22 protein-coding genes and 2 tRNA genes are annotated in these 25,358 nt (G+C 52.2%); 15 read left to right on the top strand and 9 right to left on the bottom strand.

Going from position 1 to position 25,358, the window contains the following annotated elements:
- Nucleotides 1-42 precede the first annotated feature (42 nt).
- Nucleotides 43-663 (bottom strand): thiamine phosphate synthase, encoded by a 621-nt coding sequence (locus BUC02_RS11740; protein ID WP_073322801.1) that lies wholly within the window; start codon nt 661-663, stop codon nt 43-45.
- Between the two features lie 178 nt (nt 664-841).
- On the opposite strand from BUC02_RS11740, the gene nifJ reads away from it, so the two are divergent.
- The 3 genes from nifJ to BUC02_RS11725 all read left to right on the top strand — a co-directional run bounded on the left by nifJ (nt 842) and on the right by BUC02_RS11725 (nt 7,450).
- A complete protein-coding gene (gene nifJ / locus BUC02_RS11735; RefSeq protein ID WP_073322799.1) occupies nt 842-4,411 on the top strand; it encodes a pyruvate:ferredoxin (flavodoxin) oxidoreductase in 3,570 nt (1,189 codons plus the stop codon).
- A 237-nt stretch (nt 4,412-4,648) separates the two neighbouring features.
- Nucleotides 4,649-4,724 (top strand) — tRNA-Asp (locus BUC02_RS11730).
- Between the two features lie 98 nt (nt 4,725-4,822).
- The gene (locus tag BUC02_RS11725) at nt 4,823-7,450 is read left to right on the top strand and encodes an FISUMP domain-containing protein (protein ID WP_073322797.1); all 2,628 of its coding nucleotides are present in this window, start codon (nt 4,823-4,825) and stop codon (nt 7,448-7,450) included.
- 60 nt (nt 7,451-7,510) lie between these two features.
- Here the strand turns inward: BUC02_RS11725 and BUC02_RS11720 are convergent, their stop codons facing one another.
- The 4 genes from BUC02_RS11720 to BUC02_RS11705 all read right to left on the bottom strand — a co-directional run bounded on the left by BUC02_RS11720 (nt 7,511) and on the right by BUC02_RS11705 (nt 10,054).
- Nucleotides 7,511-8,434: a sugar phosphate nucleotidyltransferase gene (locus tag BUC02_RS11720; protein WP_073322795.1), complete on the bottom strand. Its 924-nt coding sequence runs from the start codon at nt 8,432-8,434 to the stop codon at nt 7,511-7,513.
- A 143-nt stretch (nt 8,435-8,577) separates the two neighbouring features.
- Nucleotides 8,578-8,650: transfer RNA gene (locus BUC02_RS11715), tRNA-Lys, on the bottom strand.
- Nucleotides 8,651-8,758: 108 nt separating this feature from the next.
- On the bottom strand, nt 8,759-9,220 hold the full coding sequence (locus BUC02_RS11710; protein ID WP_073322793.1) for a 23S rRNA (pseudouridine(1915)-N(3))-methyltransferase RlmH: 462 nt from the start codon (nt 9,218-9,220) through the stop codon (nt 8,759-8,761).
- A 105-nt stretch (nt 9,221-9,325) separates the two neighbouring features.
- Nucleotides 9,326-10,054: a metallophosphoesterase family protein gene (locus BUC02_RS11705; RefSeq protein ID WP_073322791.1), complete on the bottom strand. Its 729-nt coding sequence runs from the start codon at nt 10,052-10,054 to the stop codon at nt 9,326-9,328.
- Nucleotides 10,055-10,274: 220 nt separating this feature from the next.
- Here BUC02_RS11705 and BUC02_RS11700 point away from each other — a divergent pair, with 220 nt between their 5' ends.
- The 5 genes from BUC02_RS11700 to rpiA all read left to right on the top strand — a co-directional run bounded on the left by BUC02_RS11700 (nt 10,275) and on the right by rpiA (nt 14,044).
- Nucleotides 10,275-10,520, top strand: a complete 246-nt coding sequence (locus BUC02_RS11700; RefSeq protein ID WP_073322789.1) for a DUF4160 domain-containing protein — start codon at nt 10,275-10,277, stop codon at nt 10,518-10,520.
- Between the two features lie 2 nt (nt 10,521-10,522).
- The gene (locus BUC02_RS11695) at nt 10,523-10,924 is read left to right on the top strand and encodes a DUF2442 domain-containing protein (RefSeq protein WP_073322787.1); all 402 of its coding nucleotides are present in this window, start codon (nt 10,523-10,525) and stop codon (nt 10,922-10,924) included.
- A gap of 64 nt (nt 10,925-10,988) precedes the next feature.
- Nucleotides 10,989-12,191: an FISUMP domain-containing protein gene (locus BUC02_RS11690; protein ID WP_175549859.1), complete on the top strand. Its 1,203-nt coding sequence runs from the start codon at nt 10,989-10,991 to the stop codon at nt 12,189-12,191.
- Between the two features lie 534 nt (nt 12,192-12,725).
- On the top strand, nt 12,726-13,355 hold the full coding sequence (locus tag BUC02_RS11685; RefSeq protein ID WP_073322820.1) for an FKBP-type peptidyl-prolyl cis-trans isomerase: 630 nt from the start codon (nt 12,726-12,728) through the stop codon (nt 13,353-13,355).
- Nucleotides 13,355-14,044 carry a ribose-5-phosphate isomerase RpiA gene (rpiA, locus tag BUC02_RS11680; protein WP_254794208.1) on the top strand — a complete coding sequence of 230 codons (690 nt, stop codon included), beginning with the start codon at nt 13,355-13,357 and terminating at the stop codon, nt 14,042-14,044. The genes BUC02_RS11685 and rpiA overlap by 1 nt, the downstream gene beginning before the upstream one ends.
- A 130-nt stretch (nt 14,045-14,174) precedes the next feature.
- Here rpiA and BUC02_RS11675 read toward each other — a convergent pair whose 3' ends face one another.
- Nucleotides 14,175-14,813 (bottom strand): hypothetical protein, encoded by a 639-nt coding sequence (locus tag BUC02_RS11675; protein ID WP_073322781.1) that lies wholly within the window; start codon nt 14,811-14,813, stop codon nt 14,175-14,177.
- Between the two features lie 330 nt (nt 14,814-15,143).
- A complete protein-coding gene (locus BUC02_RS11670; protein ID WP_073322779.1) occupies nt 15,144-15,368 on the bottom strand; it encodes a short coiled-coil protein in 225 nt (74 codons plus the stop codon).
- A 95-nt stretch (nt 15,369-15,463) separates the two neighbouring features.
- Between BUC02_RS11670 and BUC02_RS11665 the strand changes: the two genes are divergently transcribed.
- Entirely contained in the window at nt 15,464-18,040 is a 2,577-nt protein-coding gene (locus tag BUC02_RS11665; protein ID WP_073322777.1) for a U32 family peptidase, read from the top strand.
- 221 nt (nt 18,041-18,261) lie between these two features.
- On the opposite strand, the gene BUC02_RS11660 is transcribed toward BUC02_RS11665, so the two are convergent.
- Entirely contained in the window at nt 18,262-18,846 is a 585-nt protein-coding gene (locus BUC02_RS11660; RefSeq protein ID WP_073322775.1) for a ribonuclease H1 domain-containing protein, read from the bottom strand.
- A gap of 45 nt (nt 18,847-18,891) precedes the next feature.
- Here BUC02_RS11660 and BUC02_RS11655 point away from each other — a divergent pair, with 45 nt between their 5' ends.
- The 3 genes from BUC02_RS11655 (at nt 18,892) to BUC02_RS11645 (ending at nt 22,501) form a co-directional block, all read left to right on the top strand.
- Entirely contained in the window at nt 18,892-19,440 is a 549-nt protein-coding gene (locus BUC02_RS11655) for a hypothetical protein (RefSeq protein ID WP_073322773.1), read from the top strand.
- Complete coding sequence (locus BUC02_RS11650; protein ID WP_073322771.1) at nt 19,440-20,312, top strand: PHP domain-containing protein; 873 nt, start codon at nt 19,440-19,442, stop codon at nt 20,310-20,312. Before BUC02_RS11655 ends, BUC02_RS11650 begins: the two co-directional genes overlap by 1 nt.
- 134 nt (nt 20,313-20,446) lie before the next feature.
- Nucleotides 20,447-22,501 carry a hypothetical protein gene (locus BUC02_RS11645; RefSeq protein WP_073322769.1) on the top strand — a complete coding sequence of 685 codons (2,055 nt, stop codon included), beginning with the start codon at nt 20,447-20,449 and terminating at the stop codon, nt 22,499-22,501.
- A gap of 43 nt (nt 22,502-22,544) precedes the next feature.
- On the opposite strand, the gene BUC02_RS11640 is transcribed toward BUC02_RS11645, so the two are convergent.
- Entirely contained in the window at nt 22,545-23,303 is a 759-nt protein-coding gene (locus BUC02_RS11640; protein ID WP_073322767.1) for a glutaminyl-peptide cyclotransferase, read from the bottom strand.
- Between the two features lie 47 nt (nt 23,304-23,350).
- Between BUC02_RS11640 and BUC02_RS11635 the strand changes: the two genes are divergently transcribed.
- From BUC02_RS11635 to BUC02_RS11625, 3 genes are read left to right on the top strand one after another with little or no spacing between them, the layout of a single operon-like run.
- A complete protein-coding gene (locus tag BUC02_RS11635) occupies nt 23,351-23,917 on the top strand; it encodes a DUF4416 family protein (RefSeq protein WP_073322765.1) in 567 nt (188 codons plus the stop codon).
- Nucleotides 23,918-23,962: 45 nt separating this feature from the next.
- A complete protein-coding gene (locus BUC02_RS11630) occupies nt 23,963-24,334 on the top strand; it encodes a DMT family protein (protein WP_072978379.1) in 372 nt (123 codons plus the stop codon).
- 31 nt (nt 24,335-24,365) lie between these two features.
- Nucleotides 24,366-25,349, top strand: coding sequence for a M23 family metallopeptidase (locus tag BUC02_RS11625; RefSeq protein ID WP_073322763.1), 984 nt, complete (start codon nt 24,366-24,368; stop codon nt 25,347-25,349).
- The last annotated feature ends 9 nt before the right edge of the window (nt 25,350-25,358 follow it).

Here is a 25,358-nt window from a genome sequence, read left to right as displayed (position 1 = left end):
GTGATGTTAATTAGTCATTTCACATTCCACATTTCACATTAGTCACATTGCTCTGCTGAGCTTGATAAAAGCGTTTACCGGGTCGGCATAATTCCAAATGCCGCCGAGAACAGAGACTCCCTGCACCGGGAGTTTTTTGATTTCGTCTAGCGTTTCGTGATCGATGCCGCCGAACGCGATAATCTGGGGAATTTTAGCGGAATCAGACGACGCAATTGTCGTTAATTTATTTGCAAGCGTTTCGACTCCGTGAGTTTTTACCGGTTCATACACCGACTGAGGCTGAAATACCGGCCCGACAAGCGCCCCGGCCACCCACTGCGGCAACTTTTCCAGCTGGTCCAGACTACGACAAAAGGCGACTGTATTCACGCGTTTCCAGCTTTCAGGCACATCTCCCAGCAAGGAGCCCGCCTCGGCAACGCACCCGCGCACGTCCAGGCGCTCCGCCAAATCGGGAGTGCCCCGCACCCAGATGCGGTCGCGGCAATCCATCGGGAGTGCCATGAGCCAGCGTTCGTAATCGCTTTCGGTGGCGTAAGGAGAGCCCCCTCGTCCGCGTTTCTGTAAAATCAGGCGCGTAAGCCCGCGCGAAAATATTTGCTCGATATCGTCAAATTCCGAAGCAAAATCGTCAGGAGATGTCGTAAGCCAAAGCCGCATGGAGCAAATATACAATAAAGAAACACCCCTAGATTTACGCAATTTTTCAAAAAATCCTTGTTCAATTCCCTTTAATCTTTATATTTTTCATCTTGGATTTTACGCTTTTGGCTCCAAATGGGCCGAAAGTGCACTTAAATCAGATTTTTTCGAAAAAACCTAAAAATTGGAGACACACATGGCAAAAAAGATGATTGCGTGTGATGGTAACGAGGCCACCGCTAGCGTAGCGTTTGCTGTTAGCGAAGTTGCGGCTATCTACCCGATTACACCGTCTAGTCCTATGGCTGAGCACGCCGACAACTGGAGTGCTGCAGGCAAGAAGAATATTTGGGGACAGGTTCCCCGCGTGTTTGAAATGCAGTCCGAAGGTGGCGCTGCCGGTACCGTTCACGGAGCGCTCCAGGCCGGTGCTTTGACCACGACCTTCACCGCTTCCCAGGGTCTTCTGTTGATGATCCCGAACATGTACAAGATTGCGGGCGAACTGACCCCCACGGTCTTCCATGTGACTGCCCGTGCCCTTGCCATGCAGGGCCTTTCTATTTTCGGTGACCATTCCGACGTGATGGCCTGCCGCCAGACCGGCTTTGCCATGCTCGCCTCCAGCTGCGTGCAGGAATGCCAGGACCTCGCTCTCGTGGCCCACGCTTCCACTCTCGAAAGCCGCGTTCCGTTTATGCACTTCTTCGACGGTTTCCGTACCTCTCACGAAGTGATGAAGATCGAAGCTCTCGAAGACGGCGTTATCCGTAACGTCATCGACGAAAAGTACGTGAAGGCATGCCGACAGCGCTGCCTCACTCCGGACCGCCCGACCATGCGCGGTACCGCACAGAACCCGGACGTTTACTTCCAGGGCCGCGAAACGGTGAACCCGTTCTACGCCAAGGTTCCGGAAATTGTCCAGAAGTACATGGACAAGGTCGCGAGCTACACTGGCCGCCAGTACCACATTGTCGATTACGTCGGTGCACCCGACGCCGAACGCGTGATTATTTCCATGGGTTCTTCGACCTGCACCATCGGTGACACCGTCAAGTACCTCAATTCCAAGGGCGAAAAGGTCGGTCTCGTGAACATCCGCCTGTACCGCCCGTTCCCGATGGAAGCCGTGGTTGCAGCCCTCCCGAAGACTGTCAAGAAGATTGCCGTCCTCGACCGCTGCAAGGAACCGGGTTCCGCTGGCGAACCGCTCTTCCAGGATGCCCTGACCGCAATCAGCGAAGCCGTGATGGCTGGCAAGATGGCTATGCCGAAGATGATCGGCGGCCGCTACGGTCTTTCCTCCAAGGAATTCACCCCGGCCATGGTCAAGGCCATCTACGACGAACTTGCCAAGGCCGACCCGAAGGCACGCTTCACCGTCGGTATCAACGACGACGTGTGCCACACGAGCCTCACCATCGACCCGAACTTCAAGCTGGAAAGCGACTTCTTCCAGGCCATGTTCTTCGGTCTGGGTTCCGACGGTACCGTGGGTGCCAACAAGAACTCCATCAAGATTATCGGTAACGAAACCGACAACTACGCCCAGGGCTACTTCGTTTACGACTCCAAGAAGTCCGGCTCCATGACCACCTCTCACCTCCGTTTCGGTAAGAGCATCATCGACGCCCCGTACCTGATTGGCGAAAACGAAGCCGACTTCGTGGCATGCCACCACACTCCGCACCTGGAATCCGTGAACATGCTGAAGTACGCGAAGGATGGCGCGACCTTCCTCGTGAATACCCCGCATTCCGCCGACACCGTGTGGGATACCTTCCCGCGTCCGGTGCAGGAAGCCATCATCAAGAAGCACCTCAAGGTGTACGTGATCGACGCCTACGCCGTTGCCGCGAAGACCGGCATGGGCCGCCGCATCAACACCGTGATGCAGACCTGCTTCTTCTCTAAGCTCGGTAACGTGCTCGATGCCGAAACCGCCATCAAGTACATCAAGAAGTACGCCGAAAAGACCTACGCCAAGAAGGGTCAGGAAGTGGTCCAGAAGAACTGGGACGCTATCGACGCCTCTCTTGCTAACCTGTTCGAAGTCAAGGTTCCTGCTACTGTCACCAGCACCAAGGAATTCCGTGCTCCGATCCACGGCAACGCTCCGAAGTTCGTGAACGAAGTCACCGCAGAAATCATCAAGGGCAACGGCGAACTTCTCCCCGTCTCCAAGATGCCTTGCGACGGCGTGTTCCCGACCGGTACCACCAAGTACGAAAAGCGCGACCTCGCCCTCAACATCCCGAGTTGGAATCCGGACGCTTGCGTGCAGTGCGGCAAGTGCGCCATGGTCTGCCCGCATGCAGCCATCCGCGTGAAGGTCGTTGACGAATCCGCAGTGAAGAACGCTCCGGAAGGCTTCAAGTACACTCCGGCCAAGGGCTTCAAGCTCGAAGGTTCCGAAAAGCCGGTATTCGCGATTTCCGTGTCCAGCTACGACTGTACGGGTTGCGGCGTCTGTACGCAGGCCTGTATCGGTAAGGACAAGACCGACGAGACCAAGAAGGCCATCAACATGGTGCCGCAGGAACCCATCAAGGTCCAGGAAGGCAAGTGCTGGGACTTCTTCGTCGATCTCCCGGAATTCGACCGCACCAAGGTCAACAAGAGCCTCGTCAAGCAGGCCATGCTCCTCGAACCTCTGTTCGAATTCTCTGGCTCCTGCGCAGGCTGCGGCGAAACCGCTTACGTGCGTCTCGTCAGCCAGCTGTTCGGTGACCGCATGGTTGTCGCGAACGCTACGGGTTGCTCCTCCATTTACGGCGGTAACCTCCCGACCACTCCGTGGGCAAAGAACAAGGAAGGCCGCGGTCCCGCTTGGGCCAACAGCCTGTTCGAAGACAACGCTGAATTCGGTCTCGGTATGCGCCTCGCTATCACGAAGCATGCCAAGCAGGCTTTGAGCCTCCTCGAAGCCGTGAACGTTCCTGCCGAACTCAAGGAAAAGCTCACGACCCAGAAGCAGGACGATGAAGCCGGCATCAAGGCCCAGCGTGAAAACGTTGCCGCCCTGAAGGCAGCCCTCGCCGGTGCTACCGACGAAGCATCCGTCAGCCTCCGCGACGAATTTGCCGATTACCTCGTGAAGAAGTCCGTGTGGATTTTCGGTGGTGACGGTTGGGCATACGACATCGGTTACGGTGGTCTCGACCACGTGATGGCCACGGGCGAAAACGTGAACATCTGCGTCCTCGATACCGAAGTGTACTCCAACACCGGTGGACAGGCTTCCAAGGCCACGAACCGTGGCGCAGTCGCCCTCTTCGCCGCCGCCGGTAAGCGCGCCGGCAAGAAGGACCTCGGCCTTATCGCCATGAGCTACAAGAACGTTTACGTGGGCCGTATCGCCCTCGGCGCAAACGACGCTCAGGCCCTGAAGGTTCTCCAGGAAGCGGAAGCACACAATGGTCCGTCGCTGATCATCTGCTACTGCCCCTGCATCAACCACGGTTTCGATCTCAACAGCCAGCTTCAGCACCAGAAGATGGCCGTGGATTCCGGTTACTGGACTCTGCTCCGCTACAATCCGGCTCTCGCCGCCGAAGGAAAGGCTCCGCTTATCCTCGACTCCAAGAAGCCGACAATCCCGGTCGCAGAATACATCTACACCGAAAACCGCTACAAGCAGCTCACCCGTAGCAATCCGGAAGTGGCCAAGAAGCTCGCCGACGACCTCCAGAAGGAAGTTGACGCCCGCTATGCATTCTACGACGCCATGTCTAAGGATACTGAAGGGCTGATCAGCCTGTAAGCCGCCTTCGGCGAGTAGACAGTAGGAAGTAGGCAGTAGACAGGGTTCGTCCAATCCAGTCCTGCACTTCCCTACCGGATACGAAAAATTTAAGACGAGAGTCAAGAGAAATCTTAGCTCTCGTTTTTTTTTTTGCATTTTTTCGTCTTTTTTCGCCAATATCCCTTGACAAAGCTGAACGTTCTTTTTATATTTGGCTCGTTCGGTTAGGAAACTGACTGAACGAAACAAACCACTGGGGTGGTAGCTCAATTTTGGTTAGAGCACCGGCCTGTCACGCCGGAGGTTGCGAGTTCAAGCCTCGTCTATCCCGCGAAAAAAGACCTTCTTTTCGGAAGGTCTTTTTCGTTTTTGTTCTCCCTCCCAAAAGTAATGTAAATATTCTATTATTTATTCAGTTACGGAGGATTTATGCGCAAAATTATACGCAAAAACAATTCCCTATTTTTTTTCATAAAGACAGCCCTTGTTTGTGCCGCTTTTTTTTCTGGAATAAGCCTGATTTCGTCATGCAGCGGCTACGGTTCAGAGTACAACGCCGAAAAAGATTATTCCGACCTATTTGACGACTACTATTCCTCCTCCAGTTATGACAGGTATAGTTCCTCAAACAACAGGTACTCCAGTTCCTCCGCCCGCTACAGCAGCAGCGAATTCGAGGTAATCCTCCCCTCGAGCAGCAGCTACTTCGACTCCACCACCATGGTGAAAACGATTGCCGATCTGGATTCCACTTGTACCGACGGCGAAAAGAAAACCGTATTGAAGGACTCCAGCTTGTACCGCTGCACATTCGGGGTTTGGTTCAAAGAAGTCAAGAACGTTCCCGAATGCACCAAGAAGAACGAAAACGAAACCTTCTACAAGAACGCCGCCTATGTCTGCCACAACGAGAACTGGCGCGAGCTGACCGCAATCGAAGCCAAGCTCGGTGTTTGCACCAAGGCTCTTGCCGGTAAGACAAAGGTCACCGACAACAAGACCTACAAGTGCGACAGCACTCTTTGGCATGTTTTGACCCTTTCTGAAGCTACGGGCGAATGCTCCTCCGCAAACAACGGCAAGACTGCATCTTACGGCGACACGAGCTACATTTGCCGTGGCACGACTTGGCAAAAGATGGTTCAAATCGAACTTGACTCGGGCGTGTGCAGCAAGGACCGTTTTGGCGAAATTCTACGCATAAAGCCCAGATCATCTTACTACGACACCACGTATTACATTTGCAACGATTACTCCTGGACAGCCACCACCGATCCTGAATACATCGTCGGCGCATGCGACACGTCCAAGACAGACAGCATTTACAAGGTGGCAGGCTATTCTTACGTTTGCGAAAACAAGGCCTGGCGTAAAACGACCAGCATCGAAAACAGCTACGGGCTTTGCAACAACAAAATGCAAGGGACACTGAAAAGCACGTACATTTGCGACAAAGGAGAATGGCGTACACCTACCGCCGAAGAATACTACGGCGCCTGCACCGATTCTCTCAAAGACGTCCTCTACACCTACAATTCCAAGACCTACGCCTGTTTCAACCTAAAATGGATTGAACTTCCAGCCCCTCCGGTCAGCAGCATGTCAATCTGCACCAAGAAAAATGCCGGCTCCATGTATAGGACCACCACTACCCCCAGGGCCTACTACCATTGCCAAGACTACGTATGGCAAAAAATAGATTCGCTCTCTTACACATACGGGATGTGCAGCAAGGATAGCCTCGGAGTCAGAAAAATCCCGCACAAAGATTCTCTCGGATACGAATGCAAGGAAACCGTTGCCGGATACAGCTGGACAAGGCTTTCGATTAACGACTATGCCGCCTGCACCGCGGCAACTCAAGACAGTTTATTGAAGGGTTACGTATGCGACAACGGCACATGGCGTCTACAAACCACACTTGAAAAGAGCATCGGCCTATGCACCACTAAAAACAACGGTGAAAGAAAAAAGTCAGGAACTAGTTACTACGAATGCTCTTCTGGTAGTTGGAAAGCCATTACCGAAGAACAATACAGCCTCGGCGAATGCACTACAGAAAACGACAGCGCTATTGCCGTTTACAAGAACGTCCAATACCTTTGCGCAAACCAAAAATGGATTACGCCAAATGAAGAAAACTACATTGCCACATGTCCTAGTGCGGTAGCCGGATGGCTGGTATCTTACAAGAACAGAATTCATCAATGCACTCCTGCTGATGGAGATCCTGCTAATGGAAATTACGCCTGGCGATATATTGGAGATATCGCAATCCAAGAAGGTCTATGCAGAGCCCAAAACCAAGGCAAAGTAGCGCTTTTGGACAGCACCTATTACATATGCAAAACAAATTGGTGGTCAATAGCGTCATTAGACGAAATCGCTCAAGCGACATCCTGTAGCGAAACATTCATATATAATCACATAAAATTCACCTGTTCCGGTGATGAATGGACTCCAGTCTACGAAACGGTAAAGGATTCCCGAGACGGGCAAAGCTACAAAGCCCTCCAGCTGGGCGAACAAACCTGGATGGTCGAAAACCTGAACTACAAAACAACGAACAGTTGGTGTTTCCAGAATATAGACCGCAATTGCGATACTTACGGAAAACTCTATACATGGAATGCGGCACAAACGGCGTGTCCTACAGGCTGGCACCTTCCCGATGCCTACGAGTATCGCGACATGCTGAAAAGCTTAAAATCCACCGAAATAAGAGACTCCAAGTACTGGCAAGAAAATTCATACGGCTATCGGGGCGAAACCAGTTTATTCAAACTCAGGGGCACAGGCATACGCACGGACAACGGTTCATTCGATTACGATCGCCGCATGGCGGGACTCTGGTACAAAGACTCTTCGCTTACGAACGCAGACACCGCTTACGGCTATATCAACGTAGTTACATCGGCGGTTCCATATGAGTATTACTCCTCCAGCTACTACCACCACTTCGAAATATCCGGAAACGTAGTCGTATCGGGATCCCCATCAGGGTACCGTTTTACAAAGGGAACCGGCCTAAACGTCCGCTGCGTAAAAGACGAATAGTCACACAAATGAAAAGCCGCTCCGTGAACCGGGGCGGGCTTCTTAAATGATTTAGTAAAATTACTCGTGCAGAATCACGTTGTCAAGCGTCTGGCCACAGACCTTGACGGAATCCCATAGCACGGCGTTGCTGATCGTGCTGTTCTCGATGACGCAGTCGTCGCCTACCGACACGTTCGGGCCGATGGTACTATTCGCAATCTTCACACCCTTGCCGATGTAGCACGGAGCGATCACCTTCACGCCAGGGAGATTTACCGAAGCGGAATTATCGATGCGCTTGAGCACATGGGCGTTGGTTTCGAGCAAGGTTTCTGCCAGGCCGCAGTCCAGCCACTTTTGCACCGGAGCCGTACGGAAATGGCAGCCCTTTTCGAGCATCATCTGCAGGGCATCCGTCAACTGGAATTCGTTCTTGGTGCGGATATTGTTATCCATCAGGTACTTGAGACACTGCTTGAGCACCTTGGAATCCTTGATGTAGTAGATACCCACAATGGCTTCGTCACTCACGAATTCCTGCGGCTTTTCGACCAAGCGGGTAATACGACCGGTACTGTCGGTCACGGCCACGCCAAAACGACGCGGGTCCTCGACCTTGTAGGTATAAAGAATATTTTCGTCCACATTATGGAGAATGGAAAGGTCCGCTTCAAAAAGGGTGTCGCCCAGAATAATCAGGACCGGTTCGTCATCATCCACGTAAGGCAGTGCGAGGCTGACCGCTTCGCCCAAACCCTGCGGGTTGGACTGGACCACAGCACGGGTCTTACCCCAAGCAGGACGTTTTTCCAAAAAGGAGTCTACAGCCTCGGCCTTGTAGCCGGTAATAAAAATCGTTTCAGCGGGCTTTAAGCTCAAAGAATCTTCAACAATCCAATCCAAAATCGTCTTGCCCGCTACAGGAAGCAGGCATTTCGGCACATTTTCGGTGTAAGGACGCAGACGCAGTCCGTTACCGGCGACGGGCAGAACAATCTTCATTAAATCCAATTCCTCAAAAACAAAACTTTTCACTCGCAATATAGCATTTTATATGGAACAAGGTTATGGGAAAATAATAATAATGTTGTAAACTAGTCCATAATACCAAAAAAGAAAAACCTCTCCGTGAGGAGAGGTCTTCGTGGATGATGCAGGGGTCGAACCTGCGACCCGCTGATTAAGAGTCAGCTGCTCTACCAACTGAGCTAATCATCCATAGTCGCTTAGGACGCGCACAATAATAGAATTAAAAAGGTCCGCTGTCAAGGGGTGAAAACGCAATTTTTCAAAAAAAATTTGGTTTGGGCGCGGGCGGTCATCAACTCACCTATGATGATACGGGTGGTTCTGCATGACCATCTGAACACGGTACAGTTGTTCGGCGAAAAGTACGCGGGCGTGGTCATGGGTAAAAGTCAGCGGCGAAAGCGACAGGAGCAAGTCGGCGGTCTTCTTCAAGTTTTCGTCGATGCCATAAGCCGACCCAATCAAAAACACGATGTTTCCCGGAAAACGGTCACGCAAGGTGTCCGAGAGCTTGACCGTGTCCATCAGCTTGCCTTCTTCAGACAAAATAACGCGCTTGTATTCCGACTTCGGGAATTTCTTGTCGAACAGGGCCGCCTCTTGGGCCAGCGCCTGCATGCGGTCGTCTATCTTGGATTCCTTGAGTTCCACGACTTCGAGCGGGAACACTCCCCCACGCAAACGCTTCACGTACTTGTCGACCTCGTCGGCAATAAACGGCGAACCCGCCTTACCAAAAACTGCTAGAACCCATTTCATTGTTTAGTAGGAAGTTAGAAGTAGGAAGTTGGAAGTTGGAAGTTTTATGTTTAAGAGTAAAAGTAGGAAGATCCTGTCTACCGTCTACTTCCTACTGTCTACTATTTACCTTCCCACGCTTAAACGATCTATGAGGAAACTCGGCATGCCGGCTTTTTTCATGCGTTCCTGCGTCTGGTACACGTCGTAGTCCACGCGAATCAGGCGAACACACTTGGTCTCGGTATCAAGCAGGCACCAGCAAGAACGCGGGTCACGGTCTCGGGGCTGGCCTACGCTGCCCACGTTCACCAGCAGGCGTTCCGTATCCTCGATTTTGTATTCATATTCGTCAAGAATCTTCGGAATGGCGTTCGGGCGGCTTGCGACAATCACCGGACTGTGCGTATGGCCCACAAAGCAGTAGCGGCCCTTGAAATGTTCAAAAGCGTCGAGGGCGTCTTCGAGCTCGGTCACGTACACCCAGTCCGCGGGCGAAAGCGGAGAGGCATGCACAAAGCAAATATCATTTTCTTCGCAAATGTACGGGAGCGTCCTCAAGAACGAGACGGATTCGTCAGACAAATGATTCTGGGTCCATTCAATCGCCTGCTTGGCATACGGGTTGAACCCGGCGCTGGATTCATGCTTGATCGCCACACTGTCGTGGTTACCGATAATGCAAATGTCCATATTTTCGCGAGCAAGACGAACGCATTCGTTCGGATCGGCACCATAACCCACTAAATCACCAAGGCAAACTTTCCTATCGACGTTGTTGTCTTTCATAGAAGCTATAACCGCTTCAAAGGCAACCGCATTCGAATGGATATCAGAACAAATTCCGTAAAGCATGGCTGTAATATAGTAATAAAACGAGTTTTGCTTTCATAGAAAAATAATATCAAGCGCCCTACTCCCCCAATCACGCACCTCCGCCCCGTTATAAAAATTTTACAAGTAGGAATGGTATCCAAAAGCGTCAAATAAGCGTGTATAGAAGAGGGACTCCCCCTATAAAAATGTTTAACCATTGCAGGATATAAAAATATATCCTATATTTAAAGGAGGCTACATGCCCAATTTGCTCACTATTTTCGGCCTAAGGTTTTTCTTCTATTCTCGAGAACACGAACCCGTTCATGTCCATGTAGAAAGCAACGAAGGTCTTGCAAAGTTTGAAATTCAAGGAGGAATTGTTAAACTTGTAGACAGCAAGGGAATGAGACACAATGAATTGAAACTCGCAGAATCGATTGTAGAAGAAAACAAGGAACATTTTGAAAATGAATGGGTCAAGTATTTTAAAAATCTGGAGTAACAATGTACCGTGAAGACATTGAAAAAATTGAACCGGTAAACGAAGGGCTACGCCTTACCGCAAAAGACGGGCGTACTGCAACACTATTTTTTGCAATGTTCGACCGTTTAAAACAGGCTTCTCCCGAACAGAGGCTTGATTTTAGAATGTCCTTTGGCGGACTCCGATGGGAATCCCTTGACGAGGATATTTCTTACGACTCCATTTTCGAACCTGAAAATTTTCCGCTTAGACTATCTACCGCACTAAGGCCCTTAAACATGTCAGAAGTCGCCCGCAGACTAGGGATTCAGCAATCCCTTATGGCCGCATATATGAACGGTTCAAAGCACCCATCACCAGAACGTCAAAAAATGATTTGTGACGAAATCCATAAAATCGGTCGAGAACTGCTAGAAGTCTAGATTAGATTGTCTATATTTGCACATGAATTTAGTTTGGTGGGATTTTTATAACCGGAGGTCTTCTGTGAAGATTTTTAACGCATTGCGCAAGCGCATAACAGCATCAGCTCAGCCATGTCAGTCTGCAAGCAGCCTGCCGCGGCATTCGCTTCGCATGTTATTGGCTCTGTCCATTCTCCTAGCCCTGCTTGCTGCATGTGGCGATGAATCCTCTTCTTCTGTTTCGCCGGAACCCCGCCAGTGCGAGGAACAGAGCGATGACTGCGATGACGTAAGTTCTAGCAGTGAAAAAATTTCCAAAAATTCTTCTAGCTCGCAAAAGAGCGCCGATAAGGGCAAGTCTTCTTCTAGCGAGAAGAATGCGAAGGAATCTAGCTCCTCGGCAACAACCAAGAATTCTTCTAGCTCCGTTGGTGGCGACAAGAGCAGTTCTTCAGTCAAAAAAGAAGATTCCAGCAGTAGCGTGGAGATTGCCTCTTCCTCTAGTGTAACGCCGGAGTCGAGTAGCACGGTAACCTCTTCTGCGGCGGTGGCTTCGAGCAGCAGCGTTGCGGTGCAGTCTAGTAGCAGCGAGTATGAGCCGTATAATCACTATGCTGATTTGGGATCCACTGTTGTTTCAAAAAGTGAATATAAGCAGTTTACGGACTCCCGTAATGGACGTTCCTACTATTATTTGACAATTGATGGCGTAGATAAGGATGGAAATCCTGCTTCTGTCACGGTTTTTGCTGAAAACTTGAACATTGGTGTGATGGTTGATGGTGACAAGGACCAAACGAACGATTTGGAAATTGAACGCTATTGTTATGACAACGACACTACCAACTGTGACAAGTATGGCGGCCTTTATCAATGGGCCGAAATGATGAAATTGTCTAGCGAATGCAACACAAAAAGCTGTGCCAATTTGATTAAGCCGAACCATCAGGGCATATGTCCGGATGGATGGCGACTGTTGACAGAAGATGATTTTTATATAGTCATGCACGCCAACGAAAATGATGCTGGTGCAAAAGGTGTTCGTGCCACTAGTTTTGGAGGCCTTAATTATAGCGGATATAGCTTGCTTGGGGCTGGATATAACTGGGCTTATGAGTTTGATAATATTGATGATGGTATTTATTGGCATTATCCTGAGCAGGCTGAAAAGAATCCTGATATAGGCTCTGTTGCTGGATCTACAGCTCGTTCATTGAATACCGCTTCTAGTAAGGTTGCCTATAAAACACATGGCTTCTCCGTTCGCTGTGTAATGGTCGAGTAGCCGTCCACACTTAACTGTAAAATTTTAATAAAAAACAAATAAATTAGGCCTTTCGTAAGAAAGGCTACTGGGAGTTATTATGTCCAAGAAAAGCGACGGCGAATGACTGGCCGCTAAGCGGACAGTAAAGGCCGAAGGCCGTAATGTGTCCGCGTGCGGAGCAGGCTGAGTCGGAGCGTTGCTTGCTAAGCGTTTTCTCGGATGGAAAGGTGACCCCGGAACAAGTCCGGGGTGACATCCGGGGTTTTTAAGGGGTGTCCCCTTAGGCGAGGGGGTGCTGGAAGACTTGCCTTGGATTCTATCGCTTCGCTCCAGAATAACAGGCTGCGCTCCAGGGTGACAACAAGGCAAGGCTGCAAGCAGGGGGACCCCTCCCCCACCCGTAATTAGGTTGAAAATCTCTCGTCTTTCGTCTCTCGTCTCTCGTCTAATTTCTATCTTGGCACTCCTTCGGAGTGCATATAGTACGGCTCGGATATGAAAACATGCGAGCACGTTTTCGCATCGCTCGCCTTTTGCTATATTTGGGCGCGTATGGAAATGATTCAAGACAAGCTGAAGGTCAGCATTGCCTATTCCTTGAAGGAACGCACCGGAAAGATTCTCGAAGAAGTGCCCGCGAGCTACCCGTTCGTGTACATTCACGGGGCAAACAACATTATTCCGGGGCTTGAAGACGCGCTGGAAGGCCGTCACTTGAATGAAAGTTTTAGTGTGGATATTCCGTTTGAACAGGGCTACGGCCCCTACCGTCCCGACTTGGTGATGGAGGTCCCGAAGGACGAACTCCGCGAGGTGGGCGAAATCTGGCTCGGAATGGAGCTCGAGATGTACATGGACGAGGACGTGCGCGAATTCCAGCTGCCGGAGACGGCAGACGAGTTCGTGGACGGGCTGAATCTGGACGACGACGAGGAATCCGACGGAATCTACACGATCAAGGAAATCAAGAAGGACACGGTGGTCGTGGACGGGAACCACCCCTTTGCAGGAAAGGACCTAACTTTCGACGTGACAGTGGTCGCTATCGAGCAACCGAGTTTTACCGAGCTCGAAAGCGGCTACCCCGACCGCGAAGAAGATTTTGACAATTTTGACGACGGCTTCGACGGGGCCGACGGCGAAGATTTTGACGACAACAACCACAACAGGAGATGGCGCTAATGGCATCGATGGACGAACTCAAGAAGGCTGCAGGCGTTCGCGCGGCAGATATGATCAAGGACGGCATGACCGTGGGTCTTGGAACGGGTAGCACCGCCGCCCACATGGTGAACCGCCTTGCCGAGCGCATCAAGACAGAAGGCTTGCATGTTGTGGGCGTGAGCACGAGCTGGAGCACCACGCTGCAGTGCCGTAGCCTCGGCATTCCGCTGAAGGAAATGGGCGAAGTGAGCCACCTGGACATGGTGATTGACGGTGCAGACGAAATCGACGACCAGCGCAATTTGATCAAGGGCCGCGGGGCTGCCCACCTGCTCGAAAAGATTGTGGCCTCGATGACGGACAACTACGTGATTATCGCGGACAGCGGCAAGAAGGTGAACAAGCTCGGCGAAAAGTTCGCGGTACCGCTGGAAATCATTCCGGGCGCAATCGCCGTGGTAACCGAACGCGTTAAAAAGCTCGGCGGCGACTTGAAGGTACGCATGGGCGCTCCGGGCAAGGACGGTCCGGTGATTAGCGATAGCGGCAACCTGATTGCAGACGCCAAGTTCGGCATTATCGAGAACCCGGACAAGCTCGCCCGCGATTTGGAACACATCGTGGGAATCGTGGGCCACGGGCTGTTCGTGGGCATGGCGACCAAGGTGATTCTCGCCGACGCCGAAAAGGGCCTGGTAGAGTTCTAGAAGACAGAGATGTGAAATGTGGGATGAGTGATTATTTATCATTCCTCATTTGTCATTACACATTTTAAATAAACTAAAAAATCCCTCGGCAGAACCGAGGGATTTTTTAGCGTTATAAACGCGTGCTCAATTAGTCTTCGTCGGCGAGTTCCGGAGCCTTCTTGATCACGTTGCGGCGGCCGTAGCGGACCTTGGACGGATCGAAGGTGGTTTCGACGGCTTCGACTGCGGGTTCAGCGGCAGGTGCTGCAGGAGCAGCAACCGGGGCTTCGACGGCAGGAGCGGCCGGAGTTTCAACCGGAATACGCGGAGCGAGCGGGCGGCGGGCTTCAGGAGCGGCGGCCGGGGCGGCTTCGACGGCGGGAGCAGCTGCGGGAGCCTGGGCTTCGGCAGCTACGTTCTGAGCTTCAACGTTCTGTTCGCGGCGGCCTTCACGGCGGTCGCGACGATCGCGGCGGTTGCCACGGTCACGCTGTTCATTGCGGTCGCGAGCGGGCTGCTGCTGTTTGTCGGTAGCGCGGTTGTCGCGATTTTCCTTAGCAGGACGGTCCTTGCCATTGTTGTTCTGGCGATTTTCCTTGCGTTCACCGCGCTGAGCCATTTCCTGTGCGCTGATCGGGCGACGGGAAGCCGGCTTCAAGTTCATGTCCGGGGTGAGCTTCTTGAAAATCGGGGTACGAAGCATGGTAAGGAGCTTGTTAACCTTCGTGAGGATAACGATGCACAGAATCACTGCAACGAGTGAGAGTGCGAGTGCGATGTATTCCATTCGGGGCACCTCATAAGTAAGGGTTGACCGCAGGTGCAGGCTGGAAATAAACCCGCAGGCGGTGTGGCTGGTTCGTGTTTGTGTGTGCTTAAAGCCATCTTACTAGCGCCTCCTGAGAGGCTTGACGGCGATAAGGTTTCGGGCAAATTGGGCCAGCGAAACATTAAGGGGTCGCCGCGAGGCGGCAGACCATGGTGAGCCACGGGCGCAAATATAAGAAAATTCGGATTTCGGAGTTCAGAATTCAGAGTTATTAGAGCTAAAAATTTCGTCTTTTTAGCCAAATCAGTTCTGAAATCAGAATTCCGGCTTCTGAACTACCTAGGGCGGTTAGAGGTGCATATCGAGCTTTTCCAGCGATTTTTTGACCGAATCGCCGTAAGCGGTCAGAGAATCGAGATTTTTCTGCAACGAATCTACCTGGCCCTGGAGCACAGCATTTTCAGCCTTCAGGCGGTTCATTTCGGCCTCAGCCGCCTCGTCGGTGCAGCCAGAAAATGAAAATACCGCGAAAACAGAACAGATGATTACAGATAAAGTAACAAAGCGATTCATGCAACAAATATAATAAAACTTCCTACTGCCTACTGTCTACTTCCTACTGTCTACTGCCTACTGTCTACTGCCTACTATTTTCTATCTTTCCCCACATGAATTCAAGCGCGCAGACATCGCCGGAACTGCTTTTACCGGTGGGAACCCGTGAAATGCTCGAAGCAGCCGTGAACAACGGAGCCGACGCCGTATACTTTGGAGTCCCCCACTGGAACGCCCGCGGCCGCACCGAAGACTTTACGTTTGACGACGTGCGCGACATGATCCGCTACGCCCGCATTCACGGAGTGCGCACCTTCTTGGCCATGAACGTGCTGGTTTTTGAGCGCGAGCTGCAAGAATTGCCTGAATTCCTCGAAAAAATCATTTCGCTTGAACCCGACGCCTTCATTATCCAGGACATCGGTCTTGCCCGCCTGATTCGCGCCATTTGCCCGAACCAAGAGATCCACGCCAGCACGCAGATGACGCTAGCAAGCGCCGAGGGCGTGAACCTGGTGAAATCCATCGGATTCAACCGCGCGGTACTCGCCCGCGAACTTTCGGTGAAAGAAATTGCCGCCATCAAGGCCGCCACCGATCTCGAACTCGAAGTATTCATTCACGGAGCCCTTTGCGTGAGCTACTCGGGCCAGTGCCTGACCAGCGAAAACTTCGGCGGCCGCAGCGCGAACCGCGGCCAATGCGCCCAAAGTTGCCGACTTCCCTACCGCATTTTCGTAGACGGTAAGGAGTACCGCGACACCGACGCCCAATACCTCTTTAGCACCCGCGACCTTTGCGCCCTCCCGAAACTCCCCGAACTTGAAGAAATCGGCGTAAATTCGCTCAAAGTCGAGGGTCGCCTCAAGAGCCCCGAATACGTAGCCGCCGTTTCACGCGCCTACCGTAAGGCGTTGAACCGGATTCCGCTTGACGCCAAGGACATGGAACCGCTCGAAGTGCTATTCAGCCGCGGGCTTACCACCGGTTGGCTCGACGGAGACAATCACCAGGAGCTGGTGAACGGCACCTTCAGCAATCACCATGGTATGGTCCTCGGGCAAGTCGTGAAGGCAGACCGCGGGCAGATTATTATCGGTCTCGACAGTGCAATCTCCGACGCCGGCGAAAAAGCCTGCTACCCGCAACCGGGCGACGGCATTCTGTTTGAAAATGCGGCTCTCGGCGTGAGTATCGGCAGCCGCCTCTACGCCGCGCAAGTCACGCATTTACCGCACGCCAAGCGCGGCGACCCCAAGCTCCTGAAGCTTGAATTCGGGCGTGAATTCGACACCCGCCAAATCGCCGTGGGCATGCAAGTTTACCGCAACGACTCGCCCGCGCTTGAACGCGAACTGCGCAAGACTTTTACCGACCGCGAACTACTCGCACGCTTGCCGGTCCACATGACGCTTTCAGGAAAAATCGGCGGCCCGCTCAAGCTTTCCGTTTACGACACGCCGAAAAACGCCGTCGAAGTCGAGGCCGATTTTACCCTCGAAGAAGCCCGCAACAAAGGAAACGATGCCGACAAGGCGCTCCGCGAACTTGCCCAAAAAGAACTTTCGGGCCTGAGCGCCACAGCCTACCAGCTAAAGCACTTGGACATTCAAGTGGACCGCGGCGCATTCATCCCCGGAAAAATCCTTCGTACGCTCCGCCAGGCCGCCATCGAAAAGCTCGACGAAAAGCGCACCGAATGGAAGGTTTTGAACCCGAGTGCAGAGGCCGGCAAAAAATTCTTGAACAAGACCCGCGACAAGTTCAAGTCCGGCGCAGCTAGCAGCGGTGCACCTGCCGCCAGCGGCACAACTTTTGCAACCAAGCGTCCGATTATCAGTGTCCTTGTCCGCAATCCAGACCAAATCGCTGCCCTCGAAGGCCTCGCCATCGACCGCGTTATCATGGATTTCGACTGGGGCGTCAAATACGACGAATCCCTGCAGCAAATTCGCGACCTCGGCTTTGCGGCGGGCATAGCGACGCTTCGCATCCACAAGCCGGGCGAAAGCCATTACATCAAGAATATTCTGCGGCTTTGCCCGGACTTTGCCCTGGTGCGAAACCTGGGAGCGCTCTCGATCCTTAAAGAAAGCGGGATTCCGCTCACCGGCGACTACAGCCTGAACGCTGCCAACAGCGCAAGCTACGACTGGCTCCTCTCGCAGGGGCTAACCACGCTCCACCCCTCCTGGGATTTAAACAGCACGCAACTCTTCGACCTTCTCGAAAACATCGACGGAGAGCGCCTCGAACTTACGCTGCACCAGTACATGCCCGCCTTCCATTCGGAATACTGCGCCTTCGCCCGCGCGCTTACCACGGGCCGCCGCTTCCCCGAATGTGGCAAGATTTGCACCAAGCACAAGGTGGAAATTCTGGACCACAAGGGCGAACGCCACTTTTTGCAGAGCGACGCCGAATGCCGCAACACGCTCTTTGTGGGCAAACCACAATCGGCCCTCAAACTGCTCCCCCGCCTCCGCACCGCAGGCGTGAACCACTTCCGCCTCGAAATGCTCACCGAAGACGCCGAAACCGTGCGCCGCAAGGTGCTCATTTACACGCAGGCCATCCAAGGTAAAATCTCTATCGAAGACGCCATCCGCGAAGCGGGCATTCAAGAAAAGTACGGCCTTTCCGAAGGCCAGCTCTTTAACGAAAGTACCTGGCAAGACCGCAAGAAATAACGCTCTTGCGCTTTTGAAAGAAGCCCCGCCGCACCTAGAATTGGCGGAGCTTCCCAACTGAAAATTCGCCATCGGGTGGATAGCAAATCGCCGACATTCGCCGGCGAATCAAAAATAGTCTTCAAAACTTTAAAAAAGGAACTTTGTACCGAATCTTGCAAACAACTGTTTGCAAAATGCCTCTTTTTTTACAATCAGGAAACATTTAAAGCGGCGGATGCCTACTTTTTCTTGGCGCGGGCAATCGCTTCTTTAGCAAGTTTATCTACAAGCTCGTTCCACTTGACGCCGGTATGGGCTTCAACCTTTTCAAAACTTACTCGGTGCAAGTATGGCTGGGCTGCCGCCACATAGCGCTTCGCGATATTGCTCTTTGCCTGCCATTCACCCTTGGCCCAGCGGGCAATGCCTTCGTAGTCGTGGCAAATCACGCCGCTCTTGTCGTTAGCATCGAGCCAGCGCATCGCCTGAAAAGAGGCCATGACTTCGCCGTCAATATTTCGGCTTTCGGCATCGAATGCCGTAATGCCGGAACCGCGGGCGATTTCCTTGTCGTTTTCGGTGACCACGAACGCCCAGCCCGATTTCGGGAAATTCGGCGAAAAAGATCCGTCCACAAATACGCGGATTCCATCGGGTACAGGAGCCTCCATTCCAGAAATCCAAGCCTCGGCCTCGGCACGCGAACCGAATGATTTAAAAAGTACACCCTTGACACCATGGGTCAGTTTTTCGCACTCAGCCCACGTCATGACGATTTTGCTTTCGTTCGGGGACTTTATCGCATAGAATTTCTGTTTTGGCATGGCCCAAAATTAGTATATTATACAAAAAAGTGCATTGGAGTTTAAGTGAAACCGTCACCGTATTTTGCAGATCGTTTACGTTATTTTTTCAAGCGTTTTTACAGTCCCGAAAAACTGTACCGCTGGTTTTTGGATGTAGCCGGAGATGACTCCGGAGAGTTCAACTTCCCGGCCGCGCTCCAAGGGAATCCAAAGACCGTCGTATTCCTTTCACGTGACATCGACAAGTCGACTGCATTTGTGAAAGGAATGCCAGACTCCTTCTTCAAGAACGCACTCCTTTGCTCCCCCGACACAATGCAGGTGCTGGTCTCGGCCAAACGTGCCAACGCAATCTACTATACCGAGCTTGAATGCCGCTATGGTGAACCGGCCTTTGAAGAACTGCAATACAAAATCAAGGATTTTGGCCCACAAGTTTGCATTTACCTTGGCGAAGTTTTTTGGCCTACACTGTACCTGGCAAAGAAAAGCGGCGCAAACTGCCGCATCGGGTTTACGGAAGAACATTGCTTTCCGTTCCTGAACGTATGTCTGAAGCCCAACAAGATGAGCGAAGCTGCCCTGATTAGTCAGTACTACGGGGTCAAGTAATGCAAAAGGGGTTTCCCACAATTATCACCGAAAACGGCGGGTATGCGGACCTCCACATGCACACCAAGCTTTCGGATGGTAACCTTTCGGTCGAAGAACTGCTCACCCTTTGCAAGCGCAAGGGTCTTCGTTGCATTTCCATTACCGACCACGACAACCTGGACAGCTATAACCTGGCTGTAGAACCCGCCAAGGAAATTGGCCTCGAAATCATTCCCGGCATCGAAATTTCGGCAGTGTGGCAGGGCAAGGATATCCATATTCTCGGCTACTTTTGCGATCCGACGAACCTCGCCCTGAACATGGAACTACAGGATTTCGCGAAACAGCGAGTCACCCGTGCGAAGGCCATCATCAAAAAATTGAACGCCCTGGGCATCGACATCACCTACGAAAAAGTCGTGAGCTACTGCAAGGGTAAAGTCATCGGCCGCCCGCACATTGCCATGTCCATGGTCGACGAAGAATACATTTCGAATTTCTCTGAAGCATTCACCAAATATTTAGGTGACGGCTGCGTAGCCTTTGTCGAAAAGAAGGGGCTGAACCCGCAACAGACTATCAAGCTCATTGAAAACGCCGGTGGAATCGCCGTACTCGCCCACCCCTACAAGTCGGGCCTTTCCGACGAGTTCATCGAGAACATGGTGGAATGGGGCGTACAAGGGATCGAAGTCTACAGCCCCGCCCAGAAGGGAGCTGTCGGCCGCAAGTACAAAGAAATGGCCCAGAAATTCGGACTCGTAGGCACCGGCGGTTCGGACTTCCATACCGAAGCTGGCGCATACCCTCCCAACTGCATGAAAATGCCTTACTCCGTGGTGAACGCCCTGCGCGAACGCCGTGAAAAGCTGAGAGCGGAATGGTACTAAAGAGAGTAGGAAGTAGGAAGTAGGAAGTAGGAAGTAGACAGTAGGAAGTAGACAGTAGGAAGTAGACAGTAGGAAGTTGGAAGTTGGAAGTTGGAAGTGGTTAGTGATGTAGAACGTTTAATGTGGAATGTGTGATGAATAATGATGAATTAAAAAATAAGAATGATACGAGATTGTTCTTTGTTCTTTGTTCATTGTTCATTCTTCTTTTCTTGGCGACATCCCTATTCGCAGAGCCGATCAAGCCGGATCCGTACAACCTCCCGAAAGCGCAGGATTCCGTTTACAAGACTCCCTGGGGAATAGACCCCGCCCCACGCGAAACCGACGCCGGCCGTTGGGTACTCCCCCTTCGCGGACTCATGCAGCGCACCTACGACATCTCCGGCCAAAAGTCCGAATGGGTGCTCGGCACCTCGATTCTCGGCGCACCGGAACTGGACGCCGACTTTTTGGGCATGGGTTCGATCCAGACCCGTTACCCGAGCAAGCTTGCAGGACTTTTTACCACACGGCTAGGTTACGACGCCACGACCCTCGGACTGAACGGTGAAAACGGAATTCTGACCGAAGAACGCAAGGGAGTCCCGGTCGACACACCCGTGACCGACCTCAACTGGGAACGCCCCGCCTTCGGCGGTAATGCGCTCCGCCTCGACTTCCGCAGGCTTGTGACCGATTCCGTTTCGCTTGAATTCGGACTCGCCAGCCATTCCGACGTCGATTCCAAGGAATACAGCTACCAGAACGTGACTCACTCGCCCTACTTCGCCATGGGCCGCGACTCCTCGCAAATACCCTTTGGCGGGCGAAACATCGCCATGAACAGTATGCACATCCAGCCAATTCTCACCTGGAGATTCGGATTCGGTAAGGCATTCGCCAAATTGAACTACATAAACCTTCGTAACGCCGACAACACGAACCACAAGGTTCTGCTTGACACGCTCGACAAGGCGGTTCGCACATTCCAGACCGACCCCTACGTCATCGAGACACACACCTTCGGCTACGGCGGCGGAGTCGAATTCTACCCCACCCGTAAGCTTACCCTTTCAACTGATTTCCAATACACCGAACACGATATCGAACTGGATTCGCTCGGCCGTATTTTCAGGAAAACGCACGAATACACTGACACCTTGGGCAGGCAACTCGTCGATTCGCTCTTCTACGACACCGTACGAACCACGAATTACCAATCGATGCTCGGAAACTTCGGCATCGCCTACCACACCATCTTCAATCCGGCTATCAAGTTCAAGTACGAATTCCTGAGCACCGACAACACGAGTGCAAACGACACGACGCGCACTTACTACCAAGACCGCGAAGTCGGCTACCTGGAACTCAAGGACACCCTCTGGAACAAGCTCCTGTTCCGCACGCAAACGGGCTTACAGCGCAACAGTTCCGTACGTGATTCCGTCGATATCGCTCCGGCCTACTCCGCCGACGTACTCGCTTTTTTGCCGTACCACCTGCGTGCAAGCGCCGGCTGGCGACACGACAACAAGTTCCCCGATGTAGGCCAGCTCAAGATTGACGAAACAGGCCGTCTGGCATTCCACCGCAAGGACCTCAAGTACGAAGAACGCGACCGCTACACCTTGAATTTAGGCTACCAGCAGCGCGAAGTCTTTTACGGGCTCGGCCTCCGCTACGAAAACGTAGACAACCTGATTAAGCCCCGCTGGGTCAAGCACGGGGCGGTCGATTCTACAGACGCCATCGACGACGTTTACACCTGGAGCAACATCGACAACGTGAACAGCCTCGACTGGATTCTGCAAGTCGGCTTTAGGCTTGGTAACTGGAAATTTTACCTGGAACGCGGCGAAACGCTCGACCGCAGTTTCAAGCTGATTGACACGCCGGAACTCTACTACAAGGGCTCCATTCACTGGCAAAACCGCTTTGTGCAAGACCGCCTGGGTGTGAGCGTGCGTGTAGACTGGCAGTGGTTCGGCGAACGCTACGACTGTACGATTGGCGAACATGGCGGGCCCGAACTGGAACTTATGAAGAAGTACCTGGCGCTCGATTTTGAAGCCCGCATGCAGATTCTTTCGTTCGAGCTCTACACCCGAATCGAAAACTTCAACCACAGCATTTACATGCCTGCGAGCGGCTACACGCCCGAGGGGCTGCGCTTTGCCTACGGCATCGTGTGGAGCTTCAAGAATTAAGAATTCAGATTTCGGATTTCAGAGTTAAAAAACAATTCCGAAATCAGAATTCTGAACTCCGAATTTTATAAATAAACGGCCAGTTCTTGCCGGTAATCCAAAGATTCTTGCCGTCGTAGGCGATGCCGTTCAGGACGTCTACGTCAGGGTGCTTGCGCTGGATTTCGGCGACCTTGCGGCTTAAATCCAAGTAGCGAATTACCTTCCCGCTCGGGAGAGATATGACAGCTATTGCGCCTGTCTGCCAGATGTTCGCATAAAGCGTATCGCCCACGATTTCAAGTTCGTTCAAGAGCTTTACCGGGCGACCGCCATCGGTCACGGGAATGACCCCCACCACGTAGAATCCGCCCAAGGCAATCTGCAACAATTCGCTGGAACCGTTACTCATGAGGAGTGCATTTTTCCAATAGGTCAGGCCCCAGCCTTCGGTAGGAATGCTGAATTCGCCCTTTTTCGCAAAAGGCTTGCGGCTGTAAATAAAGGCCTTCTTGGATTTCCAGGTCAAGTAGAAAATGTCGTCGCCCACCGCAATCGAGCCCTCGCCAAAATACTTGTCTTCAAGCCTGGCGGAATCCAGAATCTTGCCGTCGAGGGTGCGGCGGTACAAGCCCGATTTTCCATACAAGCCGGTCGATTCAATCAGGTCGTTGCCATCAAAGAACAAGCCTTGCGTAAAATGGGTCTTTTCGTGAGGAATCGAATCCACAATTTCGGGTACCACACGAGGTGCCTCGGCGAAGACCAATGTGAAATGTGAGATGAGAAATGAAGCTAGGATTAGTCGAAGATACAGTTTCATAGTCAGAAATGAATAATTAACAATTAAAAATTACTAAATTACGGCCCATGGGTGAACTAAGGACACCAGCCAAGGTCAAGATAATCGTAGGGATTCTTGCGAAAGATTCCCAGGCAGTCGAGGCTGTGCGCGACACACTCCGCAACCGCTTCGGCGAAGAGGAGCTTGCGCTCCCGCCGTTCCCGTTCACCTTCACCAACTACTACGTCGACGAAATCGGGAACGCCCCCGTGCGCGCCTTTTTCAGCTACGAAACTCTGGTCGACCGCGAAACCATCGTTGACATCAAGCTCTGGAGCAACGACGTCGAACTCGAAATTGCCAAGCAGAACGGCACGCCCGGTCTTCGCCCCGTGAACCTGGACCCCGGCTACATGACGCTCGGGCAATTCTTCTTAGCGACCACCAAGGACCAGCGCCAGCGCGTATACATGCAACGCGGCATTTTCGTAGAACCCACGCTATACTTCCAGGACGGGCACTTTCACGCTTTCGACTGGACCTACCGCGACTACCAAAGCGAAAAGTACATCCAGTACCTGGAACAAGTTCGTGCCCGCCTCGCCTACCAAATGAGCACCGGAAAGCCCTACCGTTTGCGAGCTAATCACTAACCACCAACCACTGACTACTGTCTACTTCCTACTGTCTACTACATCATGAAAGCCGGCATTTTCACCATTCTTCTCCTTTGCTGTTCCAACGTATTCATGACTTTCGCCTGGTACGGAAACCTCAAGCTCAAGGAAATGCACATCAGCACCGACTGGCCGCTATTTCTCGTAATCGTGGCCTCTTGGGGAATCGCCTTTTTTGAATACTGCATCGCCGTTCCGGCAAATGTCATCGGTAGCCGCATCAACGGAGGCCCCTTCACCCTGATGCAGCTTAAAATCATTCAAGAAGCCATTTCGCTAACGGTCTTCACCGTCATCGCGACAACGGTTTTCAACAACGAGGCGCTGCACTGGAACCACATCGTGGCCTTCGCCTGCATTATCGCAGCCGTTTTCTTCGCATTTTTAAAGTAAATTTCACTCACAAGAATTTTCTTTTGGTTAAATGAGCTTTTTGGGACTTCACAAGTGGATGGGTTTATTTGTCGCGATCATCGTGGCAATCTCTTTCACGAGTGCACCCGCATACGCAAAAACCGCAACCGCCAAAAAATCCGAAAAAGAAACCTCGGCCCAAACGACGAAAAAGAAATCCGACTCCAAAAAGTCCTCCAAAAAATCAAAAAAAGCCAAGCCCAAGAAGCCCAAGAAAATCAAACTCAGCGAAGACGACCCGAAAGCCTTCACCAAGGCCTTGCTCTACGACAAGCAGGGCGTCGAATACGAAATCGTCGAATCCAAAAAGAAAAAGCGCGAAAGGGCTAAGCAGCAAAAGAAGGAAGAAGAAGCCGCACGAATGGTCGACTCCTTCGACTTTTCGACAATCCTCCCGCCTATCACGCATGAGGCTCTCATCGGCTCGCCCTACGGCATCCGCAGCCACCGCCTGCACCGCGGCGTAGACGTCAATGTCATCAAGGACGAACCTGTCGTGGCCGCCTACCCCGGCGAAGTCACCATGTCGCGCTACAACAAGGGCGGTTACGGCCACTACGTACTCATTAAGCACCCGAACGGAATCGAGACTCTTTACGCCCACCTTTCTAAGCGCCTGCTCAAAGTCGGCGACAAGGTTTTCCCCGGCGATATCGTAGGCCTCGCGGGCAACTCTGGCAGGTCTTCGGCAGCGCACTTGCATTTTGAAATCCGGTTTGGCGAAGTAAACATCGACCCCACCACCGTCATCGATTTTCCGCATTGGTCGCTAAAGCCGGGTATCGACAAATTCTCGATGAAAAAGGCCCGCAACGATCACCGCAAAATCCAGGCTCAACTCCGCAACTACAACTTTTATGTTGTTCAAGCCGGCGACTCCCAAGGGGATGTCGCCAACTGGTTCAATATTTCAATCGAATCGCTCTGCCGCATCAATGATTTAAAGCCCGGCGCCCCGCTCAAGGCTGGGCAAAAGCTCCGCGGCAGCAAATGACACAATGAC

The organism is Fibrobacter sp. UWOV1 (genome assembly GCF_900142495.1).
In the GTDB taxonomy this organism is placed as follows: domain Bacteria; phylum Fibrobacterota; class Fibrobacteria; order Fibrobacterales; family Fibrobacteraceae; genus Fibrobacter.
Note: the sequence above shows the minus strand (reverse complement) of the source record. Positions and strands in the feature narration are given on the sequence as shown.

Coding starts and splice junctions, on each gene's coding strand:
- BUC02_RS11740 (WP_073322801.1), bottom strand. CDS start 663: ATGCGGCTTTGGCTTACGACATCTCCTGACGATTTTGCTTCGGAATTT.
- nifJ (WP_073322799.1), top strand. CDS start 842: ATGGCAAAAAAGATGATTGCGTGTGATGGTAACGAGGCCACCGCTAGC.
- BUC02_RS11725 (WP_073322797.1), top strand. CDS start 4,823: ATGCGCAAAATTATACGCAAAAACAATTCCCTATTTTTTTTCATAAAG.
- BUC02_RS11720 (WP_073322795.1), bottom strand. CDS start 8,434: ATGAAGATTGTTCTGCCCGTCGCCGGTAACGGACTGCGTCTGCGTCCT.
- BUC02_RS11710 (WP_073322793.1), bottom strand. CDS start 9,220: ATGAAATGGGTTCTAGCAGTTTTTGGTAAGGCGGGTTCGCCGTTTATT.
- BUC02_RS11705 (WP_073322791.1), bottom strand. CDS start 10,054: ATGCTTTACGGAATTTGTTCTGATATCCATTCGAATGCGGTTGCCTTT.
- BUC02_RS11700 (WP_073322789.1), top strand. CDS start 10,275: ATGCCCAATTTGCTCACTATTTTCGGCCTAAGGTTTTTCTTCTATTCT.
- BUC02_RS11695 (WP_073322787.1), top strand. CDS start 10,523: ATGTACCGTGAAGACATTGAAAAAATTGAACCGGTAAACGAAGGGCTA.
- BUC02_RS11685 (WP_073322820.1), top strand. CDS start 12,726: ATGGAAATGATTCAAGACAAGCTGAAGGTCAGCATTGCCTATTCCTTG.
- rpiA (WP_254794208.1), top strand. CDS start 13,355: ATGGCATCGATGGACGAACTCAAGAAGGCTGCAGGCGTTCGCGCGGCA.
- BUC02_RS11675 (WP_073322781.1), bottom strand. CDS start 14,813: ATGGAATACATCGCACTCGCACTCTCACTCGTTGCAGTGATTCTGTGC.
- BUC02_RS11670 (WP_073322779.1), bottom strand. CDS start 15,368: ATGAATCGCTTTGTTACTTTATCTGTAATCATCTGTTCTGTTTTCGCG.
- BUC02_RS11665 (WP_073322777.1), top strand. CDS start 15,464: ATGAATTCAAGCGCGCAGACATCGCCGGAACTGCTTTTACCGGTGGGA.
- BUC02_RS11660 (WP_073322775.1), bottom strand. CDS start 18,846: ATGCCAAAACAGAAATTCTATGCGATAAAGTCCCCGAACGAAAGCAAA.
- BUC02_RS11650 (WP_073322771.1), top strand. CDS start 19,440: ATGCAAAAGGGGTTTCCCACAATTATCACCGAAAACGGCGGGTATGCG.
- BUC02_RS11645 (WP_073322769.1), top strand. CDS start 20,447: ATGAATAATGATGAATTAAAAAATAAGAATGATACGAGATTGTTCTTT.
- BUC02_RS11640 (WP_073322767.1), bottom strand. CDS start 23,303: ATGAAACTGTATCTTCGACTAATCCTAGCTTCATTTCTCATCTCACAT.
- BUC02_RS11635 (WP_073322765.1), top strand. CDS start 23,351: ATGGGTGAACTAAGGACACCAGCCAAGGTCAAGATAATCGTAGGGATT.
- BUC02_RS11630 (WP_072978379.1), top strand. CDS start 23,963: ATGAAAGCCGGCATTTTCACCATTCTTCTCCTTTGCTGTTCCAACGTA.
- BUC02_RS11625 (WP_073322763.1), top strand. CDS start 24,366: ATGAGCTTTTTGGGACTTCACAAGTGGATGGGTTTATTTGTCGCGATC.